The sequence below is a fragment of the Streptomyces viridochromogenes DSM 40736 genome (assembly GCF_000158955.1).
In the GTDB taxonomy this organism is placed as follows: domain Bacteria; phylum Actinomycetota; class Actinomycetes; order Streptomycetales; family Streptomycetaceae; genus Streptomyces; species Streptomyces venetus.
Window position 1 is genome coordinate 6,365,972 of record NZ_GG657757.1, and the last position, 22,347, is coordinate 6,388,318.

General features: G+C 72.0%; 20 protein-coding genes and 1 pseudogene. 16 read left to right on the forward strand and 5 right to left on the reverse strand.

Annotation, left to right across the window (positions count from 1 at the left end; genetic code table 11):
• Positions 1 to 291: 291 nt before the first annotated feature.
• The 3 genes from SSQG_RS28215 to SSQG_RS28225 all read left to right on the forward strand — a co-directional run bounded on the left by SSQG_RS28215 (position 292) and on the right by SSQG_RS28225 (position 3,794).
• Positions 292 to 3,168, forward strand: coding sequence for a helix-turn-helix transcriptional regulator (locus tag SSQG_RS28215; RefSeq protein WP_003993312.1), 2,877 nt, complete (start codon positions 292 to 294; stop codon positions 3,166 to 3,168).
• Positions 3,169 to 3,297: 129 nt separating this feature from the next.
• The gene (locus SSQG_RS28220; protein WP_039933773.1) at positions 3,298 to 3,516 is read left to right on the forward strand and encodes an RNA polymerase sigma factor; all 219 of its coding nucleotides are present in this window, start codon (positions 3,298 to 3,300) and stop codon (positions 3,514 to 3,516) included.
• Positions 3,513 to 3,794 carry a hypothetical protein gene (locus SSQG_RS28225; RefSeq protein ID WP_003993314.1) on the forward strand — a complete coding sequence of 94 codons (282 nt, stop codon included), beginning with the start codon at positions 3,513 to 3,515 and terminating at the stop codon, positions 3,792 to 3,794. The genes SSQG_RS28220 and SSQG_RS28225 overlap by 4 nt, the downstream gene beginning before the upstream one ends.
• On the opposite strand, the gene SSQG_RS28230 is transcribed toward SSQG_RS28225, so the two are convergent.
• Positions 3,709 to 4,488 carry a glycerophosphodiester phosphodiesterase gene (locus SSQG_RS28230; RefSeq protein ID WP_052310353.1) on the reverse strand — a complete coding sequence of 260 codons (780 nt, stop codon included), beginning with the start codon at positions 4,486 to 4,488 and terminating at the stop codon, positions 3,709 to 3,711. The genes SSQG_RS28225 and SSQG_RS28230 overlap by 86 nt on opposite strands.
• Positions 4,485 to 5,546 (reverse strand): adenosine deaminase, encoded by a 1,062-nt coding sequence (locus tag SSQG_RS28235; RefSeq protein ID WP_039933776.1) that lies wholly within the window; start codon positions 5,544 to 5,546, stop codon positions 4,485 to 4,487. Before SSQG_RS28235 ends, SSQG_RS28230 begins: the two co-directional genes overlap by 4 nt.
• Before the next feature lie 209 nt (positions 5,547 to 5,755).
• On the opposite strand from SSQG_RS28235, the gene SSQG_RS28240 reads away from it, so the two are divergent.
• Complete coding sequence (locus SSQG_RS28240; protein ID WP_039933779.1) at positions 5,756 to 6,364, forward strand: DUF4190 domain-containing protein; 609 nt, start codon at positions 5,756 to 5,758, stop codon at positions 6,362 to 6,364.
• 69 nt (positions 6,365 to 6,433) lie between these two features.
• Positions 6,434 to 6,910, forward strand: coding sequence for a DUF4190 domain-containing protein (locus SSQG_RS28245; RefSeq protein ID WP_003993318.1), 477 nt, complete (start codon positions 6,434 to 6,436; stop codon positions 6,908 to 6,910).
• A gap of 60 nt (positions 6,911 to 6,970) precedes the next feature.
• On the opposite strand, the gene SSQG_RS28250 is transcribed toward SSQG_RS28245, so the two are convergent.
• The gene (locus SSQG_RS28250) at positions 6,971 to 7,540 is read right to left on the reverse strand and encodes an NADAR family protein (protein WP_039933781.1); all 570 of its coding nucleotides are present in this window, start codon (positions 7,538 to 7,540) and stop codon (positions 6,971 to 6,973) included.
• A 201-nt stretch (positions 7,541 to 7,741) separates the two neighbouring features.
• Here SSQG_RS28250 and SSQG_RS28255 point away from each other — a divergent pair, with 201 nt between their 5' ends.
• The 7 genes from SSQG_RS28255 to SSQG_RS28285 all read left to right on the forward strand — a co-directional run bounded on the left by SSQG_RS28255 (position 7,742) and on the right by SSQG_RS28285 (position 15,544).
• Complete coding sequence (locus SSQG_RS28255) at positions 7,742 to 9,277, forward strand: gamma-aminobutyraldehyde dehydrogenase (RefSeq protein WP_003993320.1); 1,536 nt, start codon at positions 7,742 to 7,744, stop codon at positions 9,275 to 9,277.
• 56 nt (positions 9,278 to 9,333) lie between these two features.
• Complete coding sequence (locus SSQG_RS28260; protein WP_003993321.1) at positions 9,334 to 10,581, forward strand: polyamine ABC transporter substrate-binding protein; 1,248 nt, start codon at positions 9,334 to 9,336, stop codon at positions 10,579 to 10,581.
• A 5-nt stretch (positions 10,582 to 10,586) separates the two neighbouring features.
• Positions 10,587 to 11,750: an ABC transporter ATP-binding protein gene (locus tag SSQG_RS28265; RefSeq protein WP_039935471.1), complete on the forward strand. Its 1,164-nt coding sequence runs from the start codon at positions 10,587 to 10,589 to the stop codon at positions 11,748 to 11,750.
• Positions 11,750 to 12,679, forward strand: a complete 930-nt coding sequence (locus SSQG_RS28270; protein WP_039933783.1) for an ABC transporter permease — start codon at positions 11,750 to 11,752, stop codon at positions 12,677 to 12,679. Before SSQG_RS28265 ends, SSQG_RS28270 begins: the two co-directional genes overlap by 1 nt.
• The gene (locus tag SSQG_RS28275; protein WP_003993324.1) at positions 12,679 to 13,479 is read left to right on the forward strand and encodes an ABC transporter permease; all 801 of its coding nucleotides are present in this window, start codon (positions 12,679 to 12,681) and stop codon (positions 13,477 to 13,479) included. Before SSQG_RS28270 ends, SSQG_RS28275 begins: the two co-directional genes overlap by 1 nt.
• Before the next feature lie 18 nt (positions 13,480 to 13,497).
• Positions 13,498 to 14,916, forward strand: a complete 1,419-nt coding sequence (locus SSQG_RS28280; RefSeq protein WP_003993325.1) for an NAD(P)/FAD-dependent oxidoreductase — start codon at positions 13,498 to 13,500, stop codon at positions 14,914 to 14,916.
• Between the two features lie 172 nt (positions 14,917 to 15,088).
• A complete protein-coding gene (locus SSQG_RS28285) occupies positions 15,089 to 15,544 on the forward strand; it encodes a hypothetical protein (protein WP_003993326.1) in 456 nt (151 codons plus the stop codon).
• On the opposite strand, the gene SSQG_RS28290 is transcribed toward SSQG_RS28285, so the two are convergent.
• Complete coding sequence (locus SSQG_RS28290; protein WP_039933784.1) at positions 15,541 to 16,254, reverse strand: phosphatase PAP2 family protein; 714 nt, start codon at positions 16,252 to 16,254, stop codon at positions 15,541 to 15,543. The genes SSQG_RS28285 and SSQG_RS28290 overlap by 4 nt on opposite strands.
• Before the next feature lie 118 nt (positions 16,255 to 16,372).
• Between SSQG_RS28290 and SSQG_RS28295 the strand changes: the two genes are divergently transcribed.
• Together SSQG_RS28295 and SSQG_RS28300 are read left to right on the forward strand one after the other, a co-directional pair.
• On the forward strand, positions 16,373 to 16,744 hold the full coding sequence (locus SSQG_RS28295; RefSeq protein WP_338117288.1) for a hypothetical protein: 372 nt from the start codon (positions 16,373 to 16,375) through the stop codon (positions 16,742 to 16,744).
• A 31-nt stretch (positions 16,745 to 16,775) separates the two neighbouring features.
• Entirely contained in the window at positions 16,776 to 17,396 is a 621-nt protein-coding gene (locus tag SSQG_RS28300; RefSeq protein ID WP_003993329.1) for a DinB family protein, read from the forward strand.
• 399 nt (positions 17,397 to 17,795) lie between these two features.
• Here SSQG_RS28300 and gabT read toward each other — a convergent pair whose 3' ends face one another.
• Positions 17,796 to 19,130, reverse strand: a complete 1,335-nt coding sequence (gene gabT / locus SSQG_RS28305; RefSeq protein WP_003993330.1) for a 4-aminobutyrate--2-oxoglutarate transaminase — start codon at positions 19,128 to 19,130, stop codon at positions 17,796 to 17,798.
• A 254-nt stretch (positions 19,131 to 19,384) separates the two neighbouring features.
• On the opposite strand from gabT, the gene SSQG_RS28310 reads away from it, so the two are divergent.
• Together SSQG_RS28310 and SSQG_RS28315 are read left to right on the forward strand one after the other, a co-directional pair.
• Complete coding sequence (locus SSQG_RS28310) at positions 19,385 to 21,601, forward strand: ATP-binding protein (RefSeq protein WP_039933786.1); 2,217 nt, start codon at positions 19,385 to 19,387, stop codon at positions 21,599 to 21,601.
• A gap of 126 nt (positions 21,602 to 21,727) precedes the next feature.
• Positions 21,728 to 22,347 (forward strand): annotated as a pseudogene (locus SSQG_RS28315) (PucR family transcriptional regulator ligand-binding domain-containing protein); the annotation flags it as partial.

Genomic DNA, 22,347 nt, shown 5'->3' on the forward strand with positions numbered 1-22,347 from the left:
ACGCGCCACCCGGGTGGCGCCGGTGGCGTATGTGCACTCACCACCCTTCTGCGACGCGAGAACGCGGCGCAATCGTGGATCACCACGAGCGGAACCACGAGATCGGCCTCGCGCGGACCACGAGACCGGCCCCCGTGTGACCAGGTACGACCCGACGGAGACCGAGGAGTAACGGCCCGTTCGGTTCCACCAGGGCCGGATCCCGCCCCCGTGTCACTTGTCACGGCACGGGTGCCCCGCACCGGCCGTCCTCGAACGAGAGCACACACCACGTCCGAGCCAGGAGGCAGGATGCCCGATCCGCAGCGCGAGCAGCCGGAGTCCCCGCGGCGACAGCGTGCCCGGCCCGGCGAACACCGGCCGGCCGCCGCCCTGCTGGCGGCCGGGATCGCCCGTGCCCGCTCCGGTACGGGCGGTCTGGTGCTGCTCCGGGGAGCCACCGGCACCGGCCGGACCAGCGTCCTGGAGGCCGCGGCGCAGGACGCCGCCGCCGAGGGCGTGCGCGTGCTGCGCTCGCGCTGCGCGCCGGGCCGGTCCGTCGAGCCCTTCGCCGCGGTACGTCGGCTTCTCGGCGTCTCGGCGGACTTGGAGGAGCCGGACCCGACGGGTGACGAACGGGAGCAGGCCACCCTGCTGCGGCGGGCCCTGCACGCGTACGGCGGTGAGTCCCCGCTGCTGCTCGCCGTGGACGACGTCCACCTCGCCGACGGCCCCTCGTACCGCTGGCTGGTCGAGACCGCCCGGCACGTCGACCGATTACCCGTGCCGGTCCTGATGGCCGTCACCGAACGCAGTCAGTACGACATCGACCCGCCCGCGCCGGGCTTCGCGCACACCCTCTCGCCGGCCCTCGTCGACACCCACACGCTCGCCCCGCTCACCGCCCGCTCGGCGGCCTGCCTGGTCCGCGCGGAACATCCCCGCGCCCCCGTCGCGTGGGTCGAGAACTGCGTCCGGGCAGGAGCGGGCAGCCCTCTGCTGCTGCGGGCCCTCCTGGACGACCTGAGCGCGTCCGGGTCGTACGAGGCCGGGGCTCCCGACGCCTGCGCGGCCGGTGGCCCGGGCCCCTTCAGCCACATCACGGCCGGCGCTCCGGGCGCCCCCGTCCCGTACCCCGCCGTACCCGAGACGTCCGCCGCCCTCTACCCCGGCTCGTATCCGGCCGCCGTGCAGTGGTGGCTGGACAGCGCCGGACCCGGCACGGCGGAAGTGGCTCGCGTCCTCGCCGCACTCGAGGAGGCAGAGGAGGGAGAGGACCCGACGGCGGCCGAACCGGCCGGTCTGCTGGCCGAGCTCGCCGGTGCCGACCCGGCCCGGGTCGCGGGCTGGCTCACCGCGATGACCGGGCTCGGCCTGCTGCGCCCCGGCCCCGACGGCCGCCCCCGCTACGCCCATCCGCTGCTGCGGGACGCCGTACTCGCCGGTGTCCCCGACGCCCGGCGGCGCGCGGTGCACCGGGCCGCGGCCGAGGCGATGCTGCACCGCGGCGCCGCCACCGGGGCCGTGGCACGGCAGTTGCTGCTGTCCGGCCCGGCGGGCGGCACCTGGGCACCGGCCGTGCTGCGGGACGCCGCCTCGCTCGCTCTGCGCGACGACCGTTCCGACGACGCCGTCGCCTTCCTGCGCAGGGCCCTGGACGAGCCGCTGCCCGACGACCACCGACAGCGCCTCCTGACCGAACTGGGCTCCCTGGAGTGCGCGGGCCGGGAGTCCTCGGCCGGGATCCCCCGGCTCACCGAGGCACTGTCCCTGCACGGCACACCGCAGGACCGGGTGCGGGCCGCCGTGGCCCTCGGCACCGCCCTGGCCGGGCGTGGCCGGGCCCGCGCCGCCGTGGAGGTCCTGCGCACGGTGGACGGTCAGCTCACCGGGCATCCCGACCTGGGCGCCACCCTCCAGACCGCGTCCGCACTGCTCTCCGACCAGGACCAGACGGTCCGCCGGGACGTGTACCGCTGTCTGTCCGCCACCGCCGAGCGCTCGCCGGAACTCGTCGGCCCGGCCACCCGGGCCCTGCTCGTGCGGTACGCGGCCACCGCCGCGCTGACCTCGGCGGACGACGCGATGCGGCAGGTGCGCGCGCTGCTCGCCGAGCCGGCCCACCCGCTCACCGAGCCCTTCCTGCTGGGGACGGCGGCCGCGGTCGCCCAGTGGGCCGACGAACTCGACGAGGCCGACCGCCTCGTGGACCGCGGCCTGGCCGGCCAGCGCCCCGACCTGCTGCACCCGATGCACGCGGCGCTGCTCAACACCCGGGCCGACATCGCCGCCGCGCGCGGCGAGTACGCGCTGCTGCCGGCCGAACCCCCCACCCCGGCGAACGGCCCCTCCAACATCCACGCCACCACCCTCCTCGCGCTCGTGGAGACCGGCCGCAGCGCCGAGGCCCGACGGCTCGCGGACGGCTTCGACCTGCGCGAGGCGCCCGACAACTGGGAGCTGAACCGGTTCCTGTACGCACGGGGCGTGCAGCGCGCCGCCGCGGGCGACACGGCCGGGGCGCTGCACGACTTCCTGGAGTGCGGCCGCCGCCAGAGCGCCCGCGAGGTGGTCAGCCCGGTCGTCACGCCCTGGCGGTCCGCCGCCGCCGAGTGCCGCCTGGCCCTCGGCAGTCCGCAGGAGGCGCTCGCGCTGGCCGAGGAGGAGCTGCGGCTGGCCCGCACCTGGGGCACGCCCCGCATCGTGGGCCGCGCCCTCCGGGTCCTCGGCACGGTCACGGGCGGCCGCCGGGGCCTGGACCTGGCCGAGGAGGCCGTACGACTCCTCGCGGACGCGCCGGCCGCCACGGAGGGGGAACTGGTCGCCGCGCTCCTCGCGCAGGGCAGGCAGCTGACCGCCGCCGGGGACCGCGCCCGGGCCCGGGAGTGCCTTCGGTCAGCCGCCGAGCGGGCCGAACGCCTGGGCGCGCTGCGGCTGCGGACGCTCGCGGAGGAGGCTCTGCGCGAGGGCGGGGCCCGCCGCGCCGCCGGCGCCCGCACCGGCTCCGGGGCCCTCACCGGCAGCGAACTGCGCATCGCCCAACTCGCGGCCGGCGGCCGCACGAACGCCGAGATCGCGGCCCTCCTGCACCTCGCCCGGCGCACCGTGGAGACCCATCTGACCAGTGCCTACAAGAAGTTGGGCATACGGCGGCGGGGCGAGCTGGGGCGGGCGCTGAACGGGATCTGAAAAAAGTGTTATCGCCGGCCGGCCCTTCACGCCGTCTCCACCTTGTGATCCCCGGCATGGCGAGGGCCCCGGGACCGCCTGAGAGGGTGCGTGCGGAACATCAGTGACACCAGGCGTCGAGAGGCCACCGTGGACAGTCAGCACTGGCGCGGCACCGTCACGGCGGCGCAGTCCGGTGACCGGCAGGCGCTGGACGAGCCGGTCACGGGCTGGCTGCCGTTGGTCTACAACATCGTGGGCCGGGCCCCGAACGGCCACGCCGACGTCGACGACATCGTCCAGGAGACCATGCTGCGGGCGGTCGGCAATCTCGGCTCGCCGCGCGACCGGACAGCTTCCGGTCCTTGAACGAGTACTTCTACCTCGACGGCACCGTCACGCTCACCCAGAACGAACGAGGCTGCGACTACGGCCTGACCGTCTTCCCCTCGAACCGCGAGGCCGTGGACAGGGACGTCAACGAGGGCCCCGCCCTGGGCGCCACCCGCTACGGCCTCGTCCGCGACACCGGCACGGACAGCGCGCCGGTGCCGCAGTACGTCACGCGGCCGGCCCCGGCCGACCCGGCGACGGTGCCGCAGCGCTCGCGCGTGCAGCGCACAGCACGTCGACGCGGTTCGTCGTGATCGAGTCCACGCCCGCCGCCAGCAGCCGGCGCATGGAGCGGCGGGTGTCGGGGGTCCACACGGACAGCAGGTAGCCGTCGCGGTGCACGCGCTCGGCGAGGGGACGGTCCACCAGCGGGAAACGGTAGTTGAGCCAGCGCGGGCGGATCGCCTCCAGCAGGACGGGCCGGGGTGGGGCCAGGGTCGTCCAGGTGAGGGCGATCTCGGCCGCCGGATCCGCCGCCCGTACGGCGAGCATCGCGTCGGCGCCCGCGCAGTAGTAGACGCGGTCCGCCGCCCCGCTCTCGCGCACGGCGTCCATGACCCGGCGCACCGCCCGTACGTCCGGCGAGCCGGGCAGGTCGATCATCACCCGGTGGCCGTCGGTCGCTGCCAGCGCCTCCGTCAACGCCGGCACCCCGCCGCCGGTGAGCCCGCCGCCGGTGAGCCCGCGCACCTCCGCCCACGACAGAGCGAGCAGCGGCCGCTCGTGCTCCCAGAACCGCTTCAGCGTCTCGTCGTGCAGCAGCACCGGCACCCCGTCCCGGGTGAGCCGTACGTCGATCTCCACCGCGTCCGCGCCCCGGTCGAGTGCGGACCGCAGCGAGGCGACGGTGTTCTCGCGGACGCGGTACGGGTCGCCCCGGTGGGCCACCGCGGTCACCGGCCGTTCGCGGTGCCCGGGGTGCTCGGGGTGCTCGGGGGAGGGCGTCACCGGTCGAGCCACCGCAGGGTGTAGGCGTCGATCTCGTCCTTGATCCGGGCCTTGCCCGGCTCGTCCAGGAAGGACACCTCGACCGCGTTCTTCGCCAGGTCGGCAAGGCCCCGCTCGTCGAGGTCGAGCAGCCGGGCGGCGACCGCGTACTCGTTGTCGAGGTCGGTGCCGAACATCGGCGGGTCGTCGGAGTTGATCGTGACGATCACCCCGGCCTCGACGAACTCCTTGATCGGGTGCTCGTCGAGGGTGCGGACCGCGCGCGTGGCGATGTTGGAGGTCGGGCACACCTCCAGCGGGATCCGGTGCTCGGCGAGGTGCGCGAGCAGCTTCGGGTCCTGCGCGGAGCTGGTGCCGTGACCTATGCGCTCGGCCCGCAGATGCGTCAGGGCGTCCCACACCGTCTCCGGGCCGGTGGTCTCGCCGGCGTGCGGCACGGAGTGCAGACCGGCCGCGATCGCCCGGTCGAAGTACGGCTTGAACTGCGGCCGGGGCACACCGACCTCGGGCCCGCCGAGACCGAAGGAGACCAGGCCCTCCGGGCGCAGCCGGTCGTCGGTGGCGAGCCGGACCGTCTCCTGCGCGGCCACGAGGCCCGCCTCGCCGGGGATGTCGAAGCACCAGCGCAGCACGGTCCCGAACTCGGACTCGGCCGCCTTGCGGGCGTCCTCGATCGCGTCCATGAAGGCACGCTCGTCGATGCCCCGACGCGTGGAGGAGAACGGGGTGATGGTCAGCTCGGCGTACCGCACCTGCTGCCGCGCCAGGTCCCGGGCCACCTCGAAGGTCAGCAGCCGGACGTCCTCCGGCGTGCGGATCAGATCGACGACCGACAGGTACACCTCGATGAAGTGGGCGAAGTCGGTGAAGCTGAAGTAGTCGACCAGGGCGGCGGGATCGGTCGGAACCTTGGAGTCGGGGTGCCGGGCGGCCAGTTCGGAGACGATCCGGGGAGACGCGGAGCCCACGTGGTGCACATGCAGCTCGGCCTTGGGCAGTCCGGCGACGAACGCCTTCAGGTCGCGCGGTGCGCGGGGGTCGACGAGATGCTCGGTCAAGGGTTCCTCCCCGGAACGGCGCCCGGGCCGGCACGGGGCGGGCGGGCGCGGGTGATCGGCTGATCGGTGACTCGGGCCCATCGTAGGCCGTCGGACAACCCCTCCAGGGGCGCGGGGAACTGCGCGACCAGCCCCGACGGACCCGCACTGTGGGACCCGCCGGAGCGCCCCGTAGCATGGCGGCACGATCAACCCAGGGGGGATGCACCATGACGGACGCTACGCAACCGGACGGCGGCGGCCACGACCCGTGGGCACCCCCTGAGAGCCGCCCGTCGCTCGACAAGGGCCGGCCGCCCACCCAGGGGCCACCGTCCGTGCACGACCAGGCCACGGTCACCTCGATGCCGAGCGTGAGCTTCACCCCGCCCGCCGGCACCGGCGCGGTCCCGCCCCCGCCCGTCGCCCCGACCGGCCCCGCCACCGGAGGCTACGGCTACCCCGGCTACCCGCAGGGCGGCTACGGCTGGCCCGGCATGCCCCCGGCCCCCCAGAACGGCATAGGCATCGCGGCGATGGTGCTCGGCATCGTCTCGTGCACGCTCTTCTGCCTGTACGGCGTCGTCTCCCTGATCACCGGCATCCTCGCCGTGGTCTTCGGCATCAAGGGCCGCAAGCGGGCCGAGGCCGGAGTGGCCACCAACCACGGCCAGGCCCAGGCGGGCCTGATCATGGGCATCATCGGGATCATCCTCGGCATCGCGGTGATCGTCCTGATCGCCGTCGGCATCACGGCCGCCATCAACAGCGACGACTACGACGACGACTCGTCCTACGGCGCCCACGGGCCGGTCGCCACCGCCCCGTCCCACCGCTGAAACGACCGCTCTCCACTGCGGACTTGGCCACTACGATGCCTGGGTCTGACAACGGAGGGGAGAACGTCCATGTCCAACACCAATCCCGCGCCCGGTGGTTTCGGCCCGCCGTCCCAGCCCCCGCAGCAGCCTCCCGGCACCCCCGGCTACGGCTACCCGCAGCAGCCTCCCGCCGCCCCGGGCTACGGCTACCCCCAGGGCAGCCCCGGCTACCCGGCCGCGCCGCCCGTGGGCTACCCGCAGGCGCCCGGCTACGCGATGCCCGCGCAGCCGAGCAACGGCATGGGCACCACCGGACTCGTGCTGGGCATCATCGGCGTGGTGTGCAGCGTGACGTTCATCATGTGGTTCTTCGGCGTGATCCTGGGCATCCTCGCGATCATCTTCGGCGCCATCGGCCGCGGCAGGGCCACCCGCGGTGAGGCCACCAACAAGGGTGCGGCGACCGCCGGCCTGGTCTGCGGCATCATCGCCACGGTGATCCTGCCGCTGCTGGGTTTCCTGCTCTTCGCCAGCATCATGGGGGGACTCGGCGCGGCTTCCTGAACGAAGCATCCGAGTGCGGGGCCGGTCCGCGGACCGGCCCCGCCTCATGCCCCGCGCGACTCAAGCCGTGCGCAGCCGCTCCCGCGCCTCCATCAGCGCGAACCCCAGCAGGTTCAGCCCACGCCACCGCTCCGGATCCGCCGCCGCCTCGTCGTCCGCGGCCAGCCCGATGCCCCACACCCGGTCCACGGGGCTCGCCTCCACCAGCACCCGCTCGCCGGTGTTCAGCAGGAACCCGCGCAGCTCGGGATGCGCGCCGAACTTGTGGACGCTGCCCTCCACGACGATCCGGAACCGCTCCCGCCGCCATATCGCCTCGTCGAAACCGCGCACCAGCCGCCCGGCCTTCTTCGCCTCGGCGGGGTGCCCGGCGGCCAGCACGGCACGCTCCGCGTCCGCGTCCCCGAAGAGCCGGGCCTTGCCCGCCATCATCCAGTGCTCCGCCGTCGCGTAGGCCACGCCGTCCACCGTGAACGGGGCCGGCCACCACTGGCTCAGACAGCTCGGTCCGATCCGGCCGTCCGGCCTTGGCCGGTGTCCCCAGAAGTACAGATACTTGATCTTCGCGCCGGCCCTGGACGCCGCGATCAGGGCGTCCAGGGAGCCGACCGCCCCCGTGGTCTTCTCCATGCGGGCGAGTCTGGCACGCACCACTGACACACCGTCCTGTCTTTCTCCGGACGACTCGACACCTGGTCGACAGATTCCGTTGCGTAACCAAAAATCAACAACGGAATCCCTTGTTGGAGTGACATACCTCTGTCAGGATCGGCACTCAAATCGAGCCTGAGCCACGCCGGCCCCCACCACGGGGACACGGAGGAGAGCCACATGCACAACCCGGGCAACGCCACCCCGGACCGATTCCCGGCCGAGGAGCGCTTCGCGGAAGGCGCGCAGTTCATCGCGGGCCGTCCGACCAGGGGCACCTCCGGCCGCACGCACACGGTCGTCGACCCGGCGTCGGGCGAGGAGGTCCTCACCTACGAGCTGGCCGGCACCGCCGACGTCGACCGGGCCGTCGCCGCCGCCCGCGCGGCCTTCCCGGGCTGGGCGGCGACCACACCCGGCGAGCGTTCCGACGCGCTGCACCGGTTCGCGGCGGTCCTCGCCGACCGAGCCGAGGACTTCGCCCGTGCCGAGTCGCTCCAGTGCGGCAAGCCCCTGAAGCTGAGCCGCGAGTTCGACGTCCCGGGGACCATCGACAACACCGCCTACTTCGCGGGCGCCGCACGGCATCTCCAGGGACAGTCCGCCGGTGAGTACTCCGGCGAGCACACCTCGTACGTCCGGCGCGAGCCCATCGGGGTCGTCGGGTCGATCGCGCCCTGGAACTACCCCCTCCAGATGGCCGCCTGGAAGGTCCTCCCGGCGATCGCGGCGGGCAACACCATCGTGCTCAAGCCCGCCGAGCTCACCCCGCTGACCTCGCTGCTCTTCGCCCAGGCGGCCACGGACGCCGGAATCCCGGACGGCGTGATCAACATCGTCACCGGCACCGGGCCGGAGGCGGGTGAGCACCTCGTCGGCCACCCCGACGTGGCCATGACCTCCTTCACCGGCTCCACCGCCGTCGGCAAGCGCGTCGCGGAGATCGCCACGGCCACCGTCAAGCGCCTGCACCTGGAGCTCGGCGGCAAGGCGCCCTTCGTGGTCTTCGACGACGCCGACCTGGAGGCCGCCGCCCACGGCGCGGTCGCCGGCGCCCTCATCAACACCGGGCAGGACTGCACGGCCGCCACGCGCGCGTACGTGCAGCGACCGCTGTACGAGGAGTTCGTCGCACGCACCGCCGCCCTCATGGAGACCGTACGGCTCGGCGACCCATTCGCCCCCGGCACCGACCTCGGCCCGCTCGTCTCGCACGTCCAGCGCGACCGGGTCGCCGGCTTCGTCGACCGGGCACGGGCCTACGCGCGCGTGGTGACCGGTGGAGAAGCACCGGAGGGTGAGCTCGCCAAGGGCGCCTACTACCGGCCCACCCTGATCGCCGACGCGGCCCAGGACAGCGAGGTCGTCCAGTCTGAGATCTTCGGCCCCGTCCTGGTCGTGCTGCCGTTCGACACCGACGACGAGGGCATCGCGCTCGCCAACGACACCCCGTACGGGCTCGCCGCCTCCGCCTGGAGCCGGGACGTGTACCGGGCGAACCGTGCCACCCGCGAGATCAAGGCGGGCTGTGTGTGGGTCAACGACCACATCCCGATCATCAGCGAGATGCCGCACGGCGGCTACAAGTCCTCCGGCTACGGCAAGGACATGTCGGCGTACTCGTTCGAGGAGTACACCCAGATCAAGCACGTCATGTTCGACAACACCGCGGTGGCCGCCAAGGACTGGCACCGCACCGTCTTCGGGGATCGCTAGTCGTACACAGGCCGCCTGACCAACGGCCGCCCACCCTCCGAAAGGGCACCACGCGCATGGAGCAGTACGAGCCCGACCGCCTCTCCCCGGCCCAAGTGGCCGCGATACGGCGCAGTTTCAGGAACGGCAGGGCCGCTCTCACCCGGCGGTCGCTGCTGCGCGCCTCCGCGGGCGGGGCGCTGACGGTCGGCGGACTCGGGACGCTGAGCGCATGCGGCATCCCGGCGGCGGGCCAGTCGCAGGGCGGCGTCTCGGCGCAGGACCACTCGGCCGAGGAGAAGACCGTCGCCTTCTCCAACTGGACCGAGTACATGGACGTCGACGACAGCGGCAAGCACCACCCGACGCTGGAGCAGTTCACCAAGCGCACCGGCATCAAGGTCAAGTACACCGAGGACATCAACGACAACAACGAGTTCTTCGGCAAGATCAAGCCGCAGCTCGCCGCGGGCCAGGACACCGGCCGCGACCTGATCGTCCTCACCGACTGGCTGGCCGCCCGGCTCATCCGCCTGGGCTGGGTGCAGAAGCTGGACCCGGCCCACCTGCCGCACGCCTACGCCAACCTGTCGGCCCAGTTCCGCAGCCCCGACTGGGACCCGGGCCGCGCCTACTCCTATGTCTGGCAGGGCATCTCGACCGTCATCGCGTACAACAAGAAGGCCCTCGACGGCGTCGAGGTGAAGTCGGTCTCCGACCTGCTCGACAACCCCAGGCTGAAGGGCCGGGTGGGCTTCCTGTCGGAGATGCGCGACAGCGTCGGCATGACCCTGCTCGACATGGGCAAGGACCCGGCGGACTTCACCGCCGACGACTACGACGCGGCCATCGCCCGCCTGCAGAAAGCCGTCGACAAGGGCCAGATCCGCCGCTTCACCGGCAACGACTACACCTCGGACCTGACCAGCGGCGACTTCGCGGCCTGCGTCGCCTGGGCCGGTGACGTCGTCCAGCTCAAGGCGGACAGCCCCGACATCGACTTCCTCATCCCGGACAGCGGCTACATGACGTCGACCGACAACCTGCTGATCCCCAACAAGGCCCGGCACAAGACGAACGCCGAGCGGCTCATCGACTTCTACTACGAGCCGGAGCCGGCCGCCGAACTCGCCGCCTACATCAACTACGTGTGTCCGGTCGACGGCGTGAAGCCCGAGCTGGAGAAGATCGACAAGGACGCCGCGAACAACCCGCTGATCATTCCCGACAAGGCCATGGCCGCCAAGTCGCACGCCTTCCGCTCACTGAGCTCGAAGGAAGAGACCGAGTTCGAAGCGAAGTTCGCGAAGCTGACGGGGGCGTGACCTCGATGACGACCAAGACGACCAGGACGACCAAGGCAGACCCCACCGGCGACGTCCGCCTCACGGGCATAGCCAAGACCTACGGCGCCTTCACCGCCGTCCATCCGCTCGACCTGACCGTGCCGCAGGGCTCCTTCTTCGCCCTGCTCGGGGCTTCCGGCTGTGGCAAGACCACGACCCTGCGCATGATCGCCGGACTGGAGGAACCTTCCTCCGGGACGGTGTCACTGGGCGACCAGGACGTGACCGCCCTCCCGCCGTACAAGCGGCCGGTGAACACCGTCTTCCAGTCGTACGCCCTCTTCCCACACCTCGACATCTTCGAGAACGTCGCCTTCGGCCTGCGCCGGCGCGGTCTGAAGTCGGTGAAGAAGCAGGTGGAGGAGATGCTGGAGCTGGTCCAGCTCGGCGAGCAGGCCCGCAAGAAACCGCACCAGCTCTCCGGCGGCCAGCAGCAGCGCGTCGCCGTGGCCCGCGCCCTGATCAACCACCCCAAGGTGCTCCTCCTCGACGAGCCGCTCGGCGCCCTCGACCTCAAGCTGCGCCGCCAGATGCAACTGGAGCTCAAGCGCATCCAGACCGAGGTCGGCATCACCTTCATCCACGTCACGCACGACCAGGAGGAGGCCATGACCATGGCCGACACGGTCGCCGTGATGAACGCGGGCCGGGTGGAACAGCTGGGCGCGCCGACCGACCTCTACGAGAACCCGCGGACCACCTTCGTCGCGAACTTCCTCGGCACCTCGAACTTCATCGAGGCCGAGGTCGACTCGAAGAGCGGCGACGAGATCGTGCTGAAGGCGGGCGGCGGCAAGCTCGTCCTGCCCGGGGCGCGATGTTCCGCGCCCGCGAGCACCGGCGGCAGGGTGCTGGCCGGCGTCCGCCCGGAGAAGATCTCCCTCACCCACGCGGACGACGCAGGCGAGATACCCGTGGGACGCAACCGCATCACCGGCCGGATCGCCGACTCCAGCTTCATCGGCGTCTCCACGCAGTACGTCGTCGACAGCCCCGTCTGCTCCGACTTCGAGGTCTACGCCCAGAACATCGACCGCGACCCCCGCCTCGTGCCCGGCGCCGAGGTCGTCCTGCACTGGAACCCCGCCCACACCTTCGGTCTGGACGCGAGCCAGGACGCGGACGCCGGAGTGGAAGAGGCGGTCTGATGTCGACACTCACCGAGGCGCCACCACCGCTCGCACCAGAAGCACCCGAGCCGAAACCCCCGAAGCGCAGGGGCCGTTTGACGCCGTACTGGCTGCTGCTCCCCGGCATCCTCTGGCTGCTGGTCTTCTTCGCGCTGCCGATGATCTACCAGGCCTCCACGTCCGTGCAGACGGGCTCCCTGGAGGAGGGCTACAAGGTCACCTGGCACTTCGCCACGTACTGGGACGCGCTGTCCGCGTACTGGCCGCAGTTCGTCCGGTCCGTGCTCTACGCGGGCACCGCCACGATCCTGTGCCTGCTGCTCGGCTACCCGCTCGCGTATCTGATCGCCTTCCGCGCGGGTCGCTGGCGGAACCTGATCCTGATCCTGGTGATCGCGCCGTTCTTCACCAGCTTCCTGATCCGCACCCTCGCCTGGAAGACGATCCTCGCGGACGGCGGCCCGCTCGTCGGCGCCCTCGACACGCTGCACGTCCTGGACGTCACCAACTGGCTCGGCTGGACCGCCGGCGACCGCGTCCTCGCCACCCCGCTCGCGGTGGTCTGCGGACTGACGTACAACTTCCTGCCGTTCATGATCCTGCCGCTCTACACCTCACTGGAGCGCATCGACGGCCGCCTGCACGAGGCCGCGGGAGACCTGTACGCGAAACCCTCGACGACCTTCCGCAAGGTCACCTTCCCGCTGTCCATGCCGGGCGTCGTCTCCGGCACGCTGCTGACCTTCATCCCGGCGGCCGGCGACTACGTCAACGCCGACCTCCTCGGCTCCACCGACACCCGCATGGTCGGAAACGTCATCCAGACGCAGTTCCTGAGAGTGCTCGACTATCCGACGGCCGCGGCACTCTCCTTCATCCTCATGGCGGCCATTCTTCTCATGGTCACCCTCTATATCCGCCGGTCCGGCACGGAGGATCTGGTCTGATGCCCTTCGTCAACTGGCTGAAAAGAAAACTCGTCGTCATCGCGGGACTGCTGACCCTCGGATATCTGCTGCTGCCGAACGTCATCGTGACGGTGTTCTCCTTCAACAAACCGAAGGGGCGCTTCAACTACGCATGGCAGCGGTTCTCCCTGGACGCCTGGAAGGATCCGTGCGGCGTCTCGGACCTGTGCGGCTCGCTGTCCGTCAGCCTCCAGATCGCGGTCTGGGCGACACTCGGCGCCACCCTCCTCGGCACCCTGATCGCCTTCGCGCTGGTCCGCTACCGGTTCCGCGCCCGCGGCGCCGTGAACTCGCTGATCTTCCTGCCCATGGCGATGCCCGAGGTCGTCATGGCGGCCTCGCTGCTCACCCTGTTCCTCAACATGGGCGCCCAGCTGGGCTTCTGGACGATCCTCATCGCGCACATCATGTTCTGCCTGAGTTTCGTGGTCACGGCCGTCAAGGCGCGCGTCATGTCGATGGATCCGAAACTGGAGGAGGCGGCCCGGGACCTGTACGCGGGCCCGTTCCAGACGTTCGTCCGCGTCACCCTGCCGATAGCCGCCCCCGGAATCGCGGCGGGCGCACTGCTCGCCTTCGCCCTCTCCTTCGACGACTTCATCATCACCAATTTCAACGCCGGCTCGACCGTCACGTTCCCCATGTTCGTCTGGGGCTCGGCGCAGCGCGGAACGCCCGTTCAGATCAATGTCATCGGCACCGCCATGTTCGTCGTCGCCGTACTGTTCGTCCTGACTTCCATGGTTGTCGGCAATCGCCGCAACAGACAAAAGGCATGACCGTAGGGAGTTGAAATCATGGCCCCTGGCGCCATGAACCGGTGGACTCATTCGCTTTCCGACGCCCAGCCGGTGCCGTACTGGCTGGACGACCCCGGCCGGCCCCGCCCGCAGCCCGCCCTCACCACCTCCGAGACCTGCGACCTGCTGGTCGTCGGCGGCGGCTACAGCGGACTGTGGACGGCTCTGATCGCCAAGGAACGCGACCCGGGACGGGACGTGGTGCTGGTGGAGGGCCGCGAGGTGGGCTGGGCCGCCTCGGGCCGCAACGGCGGCTTCTGTGCCGCCTCCCTCACCCACGGCCTGCCCAACGGCCTCGCCCGCTGGCCGCAGGAGATCCACCGGCTCCAGGAACTGGGCGCCCGCAACCTCGACGCGATCGAGGCGGCGGTCGCCCGGCACTCCATCGACTGCGACTTCGAACGCACCGGCGAGATCGACGTCGCCACCGAGCCGTACCAGGCGGCGGAACTGCGCGACTGGCACGAGGAGACGGTCCGCCGGGGCCTCGCCGAGGACGTCGAGTACCTGGACGCCGAGGCGGTACGGGAGCAGGTGAACTCACCCACCTTCCAGGCCGGCCTGTGGGACCGCAGGGGCGTCGCCATGCTGCACCCGGCGAAGCTCGCCTGGGGCCTGAAGCAGGCGTGCGTGAAGCTGGGCGTCCGCGTCCACGAGCACACCCCCGCGCTGACCCTGAAGCCCTACGGCGCCGGCATGGCCGTACGCACCCCCTACGGCCGGATCCGCGCCCGCCAGGTCGCCCTGGGCACCAACATCTTCCCCAGCCTGGTCCGGCGGGTCCGCTCCTACACCGTCCCGGTCTACGACTACGCGCTCATGACCGAGCCGCTCACCGAGGGGCAGCTGGCGTCCATCGGCTGGAAGAACCGCCAGGGCCTCGGGGACAGCGCCAACCAGTTCCACTACTTCCGGCTGTCCGCCGACAACCGCGTCCTGTGGGGCGGATACGACGCGGTCTACCCCTACGGCGGCCGGGTCCGCGCCGAGTACGACGACCGCCCGGAGACCTACGCCAAGCTCGCCGGGCACTTCTTCACCTGCTTCCCGCAGCTGGAGGGCGTCCGCTTCACCCACGCCTGGGGCGGCGCGATCGACACCTGCTCCCGCTTCTCGGCGTTCTTCGGCACCGCCCACCAGAGAAAGGTCGCCTACGCGGCCGGCTACACGGGCCTGGGTGTCGGCGCCACCCGCTTCGGCGCCGAGGTGATGCTAGACCTGCTGTCCGGTGAGCGCACGGAACGCACCGAACTCGACATGGTCCGCAAGAAGCCCCTGCCCTTCCCGCCCGAACCCTTCGCCTGGACGGGCATCGCCCTCACCAAGTGGTCCCTGGCCCGGGCGGACGCCCAGGCCGGACGCCGCAACCTGTGGCTGCGCACGATGGACCGGCTGGGCCTGGGATTCGACAGCTGAACCGGCAGGCGCGAGCGGGGTGTGAGCCGGTTCACTCCGGTTCACTCCAACGAGGTGCGAAAACCCGCGTAATGACGGTACGGAGACCCCCTTCTCCCTCGTGACGCCCCTCGGGACGCGATGCGCGGTCGCGAGGTTCACGAGTTGCACGAGGAAGAAGGGGGTCTTTCCGATGACCGGTGCGAAGACGGCCGTCGAGTGGCTCGCATCCGTCGCACCCGATCCCGAGGCCTGCCGCTGGGAGTGGGAGCGCAACCCGCTCGGGGTCGCCCTGTTGCCGGCCGGCAGCGCCTGGGACGTGCTCATCCTGCCCGGCGAACTCGGCTACCGCACGCTCGACGTGCTCACCCGCGTCCTCGACCGGCCGGGCCCCGTGCTGGTCGACTTCGGCGACGCGCGCATGGGGTTCTTCGTGCCGCCGGGCACCGCGGCCCGCTGGCTCGGCACGGGGATCCGCACGGCGGGCGCCGGCACCTGGATCGTCGTGCCGTACCCGGGCCGTTCGTCACCCGGCGGCGTGCGCTGGCTCGTGGCGCCGGACGGCTCGGGCATGCTGACGGACCCGGCCCTGCTGGAGCTGGCGATGCACGAGGCGGCGGCGCGGCTGGCCACGGAGCACGACGACTAGGGCGCTGCCGCGGGGGTGCGGGGAGCGACCTCCGTCCTGGGGGCGGCCGCCGACCGCCGGAGGACCAGCCACAGGGACGAGAGCAGCACCGCACACAGACACCAGCTGGCCACCACGTCCAGTGGCCAGTGGTAGCCGCGGCGGACCAGGCCGTAGCTCGTGCCGAGCACGAGCGCGGCACAGCAGGTGACGAGGGCGCGGCGGGCCGGGGCCGTGCGGAGCAGGGGGATCAGGAGCAGGGTCGCGCACCCGTAGGCGATGGCGGCGGTGGCGGTGTGGCCCGAGGGGTAGTAGCCGGTGCCGGGCGGGACGGCCGGGGTGCCCGGGCGGTCCGTGAGTTTCTTCAGCGGGATGATCAGCGCCGGAACCAGGGTCATGAGGAGAGCCGCGGCGGAGACGGGCAGCCACCAGCGGGCCGTACGGCGGGTCCGCAGGGCGGCGTATCCGAGGGCCACGACGAGGACCGGGACCGCGACCTGGACGTTGCCGAGGTCGGCGAGGAGTTCGGAGCAGCGGTCCGGGTCGATCAGGAGGCGGCTGAGGCGCTCGTCGGCCGCCACGAGCGGACCGTCCACGACCACCTGCCAGGTGACCAGGGCGAAGAGGAGGGCCGGGAAGCCGACCAGGAGGGCGAGGAGGCCCGGCCGTGCGGGCGTGCTCCTGTCCCGCGCGGTGGGGTTGTCGCGTTCCGGGTTCGCGGGGATCGGCATGGGGCACAGCTTGGCACGAGCACAGACCTCCACTCGCGGCCGCTGCGGAGGATCACCTGAACCACCCGGGAAACGACGACGGCCGCTTCGACCACTGCCCGTGCCGTACGCCGAGCGCGTGATCGACACGGTCCTCGACCACGCCCGCGACCCCCGCCACTTCTCACCGGGCCGGGAGAACGCCTGCAACGTCCTGGACGTGATCCACCCCTCGTGGCTCTGCGTCCGGCAGACCACTCACCGCGCCGAAGAGGCCCGGGCTTGGGCCACGTCCCAGCTCACCGCCGCCCTGCGCCGCCGGCACCCGCATCAGGGCTTCCCCTTCGGCCCCGCCCCCGACGGCACCGGCCCGAGCCGTGAGCCCGGCCTCCAGGGCACGGAGATGTGGCTCGCCATCATCTGGCTGCTGGCTGATCTCCTGGGCCTCGCCGACGTCCTGGGCTATCGCCCACCCGGCATCCACCGCCCGGACCCGGTCCGGCCCGAGTGAACTGTCAGTGCCGGGTGCGAGACTGCCCGGCATGACCGAACCCCACCCGAAAGCGGACCTGCTCCGCTATCTCCAGGACGCCCGCGACGCGCTGTTGTGGAAGCTCGAGGGGCTCTCCGAGTACGACGTCCGCCGCCCGCTCACGCCGACCGGGACCAATCTGCTCGGGCTGGTCAAGCACGTGGCCGGGGTGGAGCTGGGGTACTTCGGCGACACGTTCGGACGGCCATACTTCGCCCAGGAACCGCCGCCCCCCTGGTGGTACACGGAGGACGCCGAACCCGGCGCGGACATGTGGGCCACCCTCGACGAGTCACGCGAGCAGATCGTCGGGCTCTACCGGCAGGCGTGGCGGCACGCGAACCGCACGATCGAGACACTGCCGCTGGACGCGACCGGTCACGTCCCGTGGTGGCCCGAGGAACGGCGGAAGGTGACGTTGCACCACATCCTGGTGCGGGTCGTCTCCGACACGCAGCGGCACGCCGGGCACGCCGACATCGTGCGCGAACTCATCGACGGGAGCGTCGGCCTGACAAAGGCCTCCGGCAGCGTGCCGGAGGGCGACCGGAAGTGGTGGGAGGAGCACCGGGCCCGGCTGGAACAGGCCGCGCGGGAAGCCGGCGACGGCCGGTCCCGCGAGGGTGCCTGAAGAGGAGGAAGAGGGAGGTCGGCCGCCCCGGAACAGGGGGGGGGTGGTTCCGGGGCGGCCGTCCGGACCGGAACGTCGCGCGCCCCGGGGGGTTTGGGGCGGGCGACTGTCCGATCGGTGAGGAGATCCAGAGCCTCAGGCTCCGGTTGTGTGCGCGAGGGCACGACCAGGTCGAAGCTGGGGAGGCCCCGGCCTGATGTCACCCACAGTCCCCTGTGGGCGGGGTGTATCTCTCATCTGGTGAGAACCTACGGCAGGGCCGGGGCGGATGACAGGCCGCAGGGCCTCCTGTCATCCACCTCGCACACCTTCTTCACACGCTCTGCCGCTCGCCGCCCCGGTAGTGGAACCGGAGCGGCTCACCTGCCCCGACGGGGGCTCAGATGCGCGGTGCCGGCGTCAGATACGCGCGAAACCCTGCTCGATGATGTCGAGGCCCTCGTTCAGCAGGTCGTCGCCGATCACCAGCGGAGGCAGGAAGCGGAGCACGTTGCCGTAGGTGCCACAGGTCAGGACCAGCAGGCCCTCGGCGTGGCAGGCCTTGGCGAGCGCGGCGGTCGCCTCCGGGTTCGGCTCCTTCGTCGTACGGTCCTTGACCAGCTCGATGGCGATCATGGCGCCACGGCCGCGGACGTCGCCGATGATGTCGAACTTCTCCTGCATGGCGGACAGGCGCGCCTTCATCACGGCCTCGATGTGCTTGGCCTTGGTGTTGAGGTCGAGCTCCCTCATGGTCTCGATCGAGCCGAGCGCACCGGCACACGCGACCGGGTTGCCGCCGTAGGTGCCACCCAGGCCGCCCGCGTGTGCGGCGTCCATGATCTCGGCACGCCCGGTGACCGCGGCGAGCGGCAGACCGCCGGCGATGCCCTTCGCGGTGGTGATGAGGTCCGGGACGATCCCCTCGTCCTCACAGGCGAACCACTGCCCCGTACGGCAGAAACCGGACTGGATCTCGTCGGCGACGAAGACGATCCCGTGGTCGGCGGCGAACTTCCGAACGGCCGGCAGGAAGCCCTTGGCCGGCTCGATGAATCCGCCCTCGCCGAGCACCGGCTCGATGATGATCGCGGCGACGTTCTCCGCGCCGACCTGCTTGCTGATCTGGTCGATGGCCTGCGCGGCGGCCTCGGGCCCGGCGTTCTCGGGCCCGGTCGGCCACCGGTAGCCGTAGGCGACCGGCACGCGGTACACCTCGGGCGCGAACGGCCCGAAGCCGTGCTTGTACGGCATGTTCTTCGACGTCAGCGCCATGGTCAGGTTGGTGCGCCCGTGGTAGCCGTGGTCGAAGACCACCACGGCCTGCCGCTTGGTGTACGCCCGGGCGATCTTCACGGCGTTCTCGACGGCCTCGGCGCCGGAGTTGAACAGCGCGCTCTTCTTGGCGTGGTCACCCGGGGTGAGCTCGGCGAGCGCCTCGGCGACCTCGACGTACCCCTCGTAAGGCGTGACCATGAAACAGGTGTGGGTGAAGTCGGCGAGCTGTGCGGACGCCCGGCGGACGACGGCCTCGGCGGAGGCGCCGACGGAGGTCACGGCGATGCCCGAGCCGAAGTCGATCAGCCGGTTGCCGTCGACGTCCTCGATGATCCCGCCGCCCGCGCGCGCCGTGAACACGGGCAGCACGGACCCCACGCCCTGCGCGACCGCGGCGGTACGGCGGGCCTGCAGCTCCTGCGACTTCGGACCGGGAATGGCGGTGACGAGGCGGCGCTCCTGCGGAAGTGCGGTCATGAGGGGCTCCTGGGGTGGTGCGGACGGGGGGTGCGGGGACACTGCGCTTCTTTTCTCGCAGGCTAGGGCGGGGGGAGGGGGGTGGTCATGCTCCATGTGGGCGTTGTCGGCCAAGCGGCTTGTCCGGGGTGGACATGGCGGTCTCCCCGACCTGGTGTCCCTTACCCGGCCGTGTAAGCGGTGAACTCCCCAGGGGAGGGCGTTAGATTGGCTCGCTGATGGTGGATGGAGCGGCTGGTCAGGGGGCAAGGGCGATGGACAGCGACGGGACGCAGGAGGCCCGGGGTACGCATGCGAATCCCGTGCCGCGTCCGGCGGGACCGCCGGAGGTGCCCGCGGCGCCGCCGAGCGGGCACGACGCGCCGCCGAGCGGCCACGGTGCGCCGCCCGGCGGCAGCGACCCGCCGTCGTACGGCTCCGCCGTGCCGCCCCGGCCGGACCGGGCGCCAGGCGTGCCGCCGATGCCCGACGGGTCCTCCTTCCTCACCTGGCTGCGCACCCCCCGGCCCGAGGCGTCGCCCGGCGTGTGGCGGTTCGGGCACCGGCCGCGGCCGGCCGAGGAGCCCGAGGAGATCCCCACCCGGCAGCTGCTCAGCGGGGCTCTGATCGCCTTCCTGGTGGGGTGGCTGATCTGGTCGCTGCTGCAGAACGGATACCTCGGCAACTGGTGGTGGGTGCCGTTCGACCTGATCGTTCCCGATGCCTGGCGCGGCGGCGACAGCGGCATCGGTGAGACCGGCACGTTCCTGGTGTACGAGGGGTACGAGCTGCTCGTCGCCCTCGCGATCATGGTCGGGGTCAGCCGGCTGGGCCGCTGGGGCGAGGTGTGGCGCCGGTTCGTCGCTCCCCGCTTCCGCAGGCAGGCGTCCCAGGAGTCGCATCCTGCCCCGCAGGACGACCCGGCCGAGTGGAACGAACTCCGTGCCGCAGGGGTGGCCGACGCCGCCGAGCGGCTCTCCGCCGAAGCCCGCTCCGGGCTCATGCGGGACGTCGACCACGCCCGGATCGTGCGCGCCTGGCAGGGCGTGCGCTCCGGGCGGCACAGCCTCGCCACCTTCAGCTCGATCGTCCTGCGGGACGGCGCCGCCGCCTGCCTCCACCCCTCCGGAGACCGTGACCTGCCGTCCCGGCTCGCCCGGCACGACCTGGTCACCGGGCAGGTGCGGCTGGGCACCGCCGTGGACGACCCCCGCAACCCCTACACGTACCGGGGGGCGGGGCTCGCCCTCGGGCCCGATCTGCTCGGCACCTCGCTCGTGGCCGTCGGCCCCGCCGGCTCCGGCAAGACCGGTGCCGTCGTGCGGCCGGTCGCCGAGTCGTTGTGCCTGCAGGCTCTCGCCGGGCGGGCCGCCGTCGTCGTGGTGGGGGCCGCGGGGGCGGGTCTCGGGCCGGCCGACGCGTACGACGTGGTCGTGCGGATCGGGAACCAGGAGTCCGAGTACGACCTCGACCTGTACGGGGGGACCACCGACCCGGACGAGGCCGCGGCCGTGCTCGCCGAGGCACTGGCCGGGGATCTCGCCGATCCGCACCCGGGCAGCGACAGCCGTCGTTCGACGACCGTCCTGGCCCAGTTGCTCGGGCCGTTCCGGGCCGTGCACGGGCGTTTCCCGTCTGTACCGGAGCTGCGCGGGCTGCTGGACGGGTCGCCGGGCCCGTTCGCCGCTCTGCGGCAGGGCCTGCACGACGCCGGGCAGGAGTCGCTGCTGCGGGAACTCGACGCCCGGGAGCGCCAGATGGGACAGCCCGGAGACGTCGGCGGGGTCCTCGCGGACCGGATCGCCCTGCTGGACCGGCCCGCCTTCGCCTCGTTCTTCGACACTTCCGGGGCCACCCGGCCCTTCACCCTGAAGGCCCTCGACCACCCCGTCCGGGTGCGGATCGACCTGCCCGAGCGCGGGCACGCCGACGCCTCCCGGATGCTGGCGCGCCTCGTGCTCGCGCAGTTCACGGCCAGTGTCGCGGTCCGTGAGGACCGGTCTTTGTTCGCCTGCCTGGTGCTGGACGACGCGACCGGGGCCGTCACGCCCGAGGCCGTCCGCGGCATCCAGCGGCTGCGGTCCGGAAATGCCGGAGTGGTGCTCACCCTGCGCACCCTGGACGACGTGGCCCGGCCCCTGCGCGGACCGCTGCTCGGCGCCACCGGCTGCCGGATGGCCCTGTCGGGGCTCACCCCGTGGGACGGGCAGGACTTCGCCGAGGTGTGGGGCAAGGAGTGGACCGAGGCCCGGGACGTCACGGACCGGCAGATCATCGCGGAGACGCCCGCGGGCAAGGCCGTGCACATGCTGCGCCGTGTGATCACCGGCAAGGCCCCGACCGCGCGGGCGGTGACCGTGCGCCAGGTAGAGCGGGAACGCTGGTCCGCGTCCGAGTTGGCGCACGCGGTGCCGGCCGGGCATGCCGTGCTGTCGCTCACCGACGTGAAGGGCGAGCACGCGCCACCGCTGCTGGTGGATCTTCGGGGCTGAAGTCCGTCGACCGGTTACGAGTACGCGGAGAACCGTACGGTGAGGCAGAATCGTCACAGGTCGTTCATACGTGGCGGCCAAAAGAGCACAAAGAACACACAGCCCTGACGTAGACCTGAAGGCCTCATGCCCCCGACGCTCGCCTCGCTCGTCCACCACTCCGCGCTGAAACTCACCGTGCGGGCAGGCGAAGACCGCCTCGACGTGCCGGTCCGCTGGGCGCACGTCAGCGAGCTCGCCGACCCCGTCCCCTACATGGAGGGCGGGGAGCTGCTGCTGGTCACCGCGCTGAAACTGGACGCCGAGGACCCGGAGGCCATGCGCCGCTACGTACGGCGGCTGGCCGGGGCCGGGGTGGTCGGTCTCGGCTTCGCCGTCGGCGTCAACTACGAGGAGATCCCCAAGGCGCTCGTCGACGCGGCCGAGGAGGAGGGCCTGCCGCTGCTGGAGGTCCCGCGCCGCACCCCCTTCCTCGCCATAAGCAAGGCCGTGTCCGCCGCGATCGCCGCCGACCAGTACCGGGCCGTCACGGCGGGGTTCGCCGCCCAGCGCGAGCTGACCCGGCAGGCCCAGACGGGCGGGCCGGAGGGCTGCTGGCCGCGCTGGCCTCCCAGGTCGACGGCTGGGCCGCGCTGTACGACGCCTCGGGTGCCGTCGTCGCCACGGCACCGGAATGGGCGGGGCGGCGGGCCGCGCGGCTCACCGGCGACGTGCAGCGGCTGCGGGACCGGCCCGCGCCCGCCTCG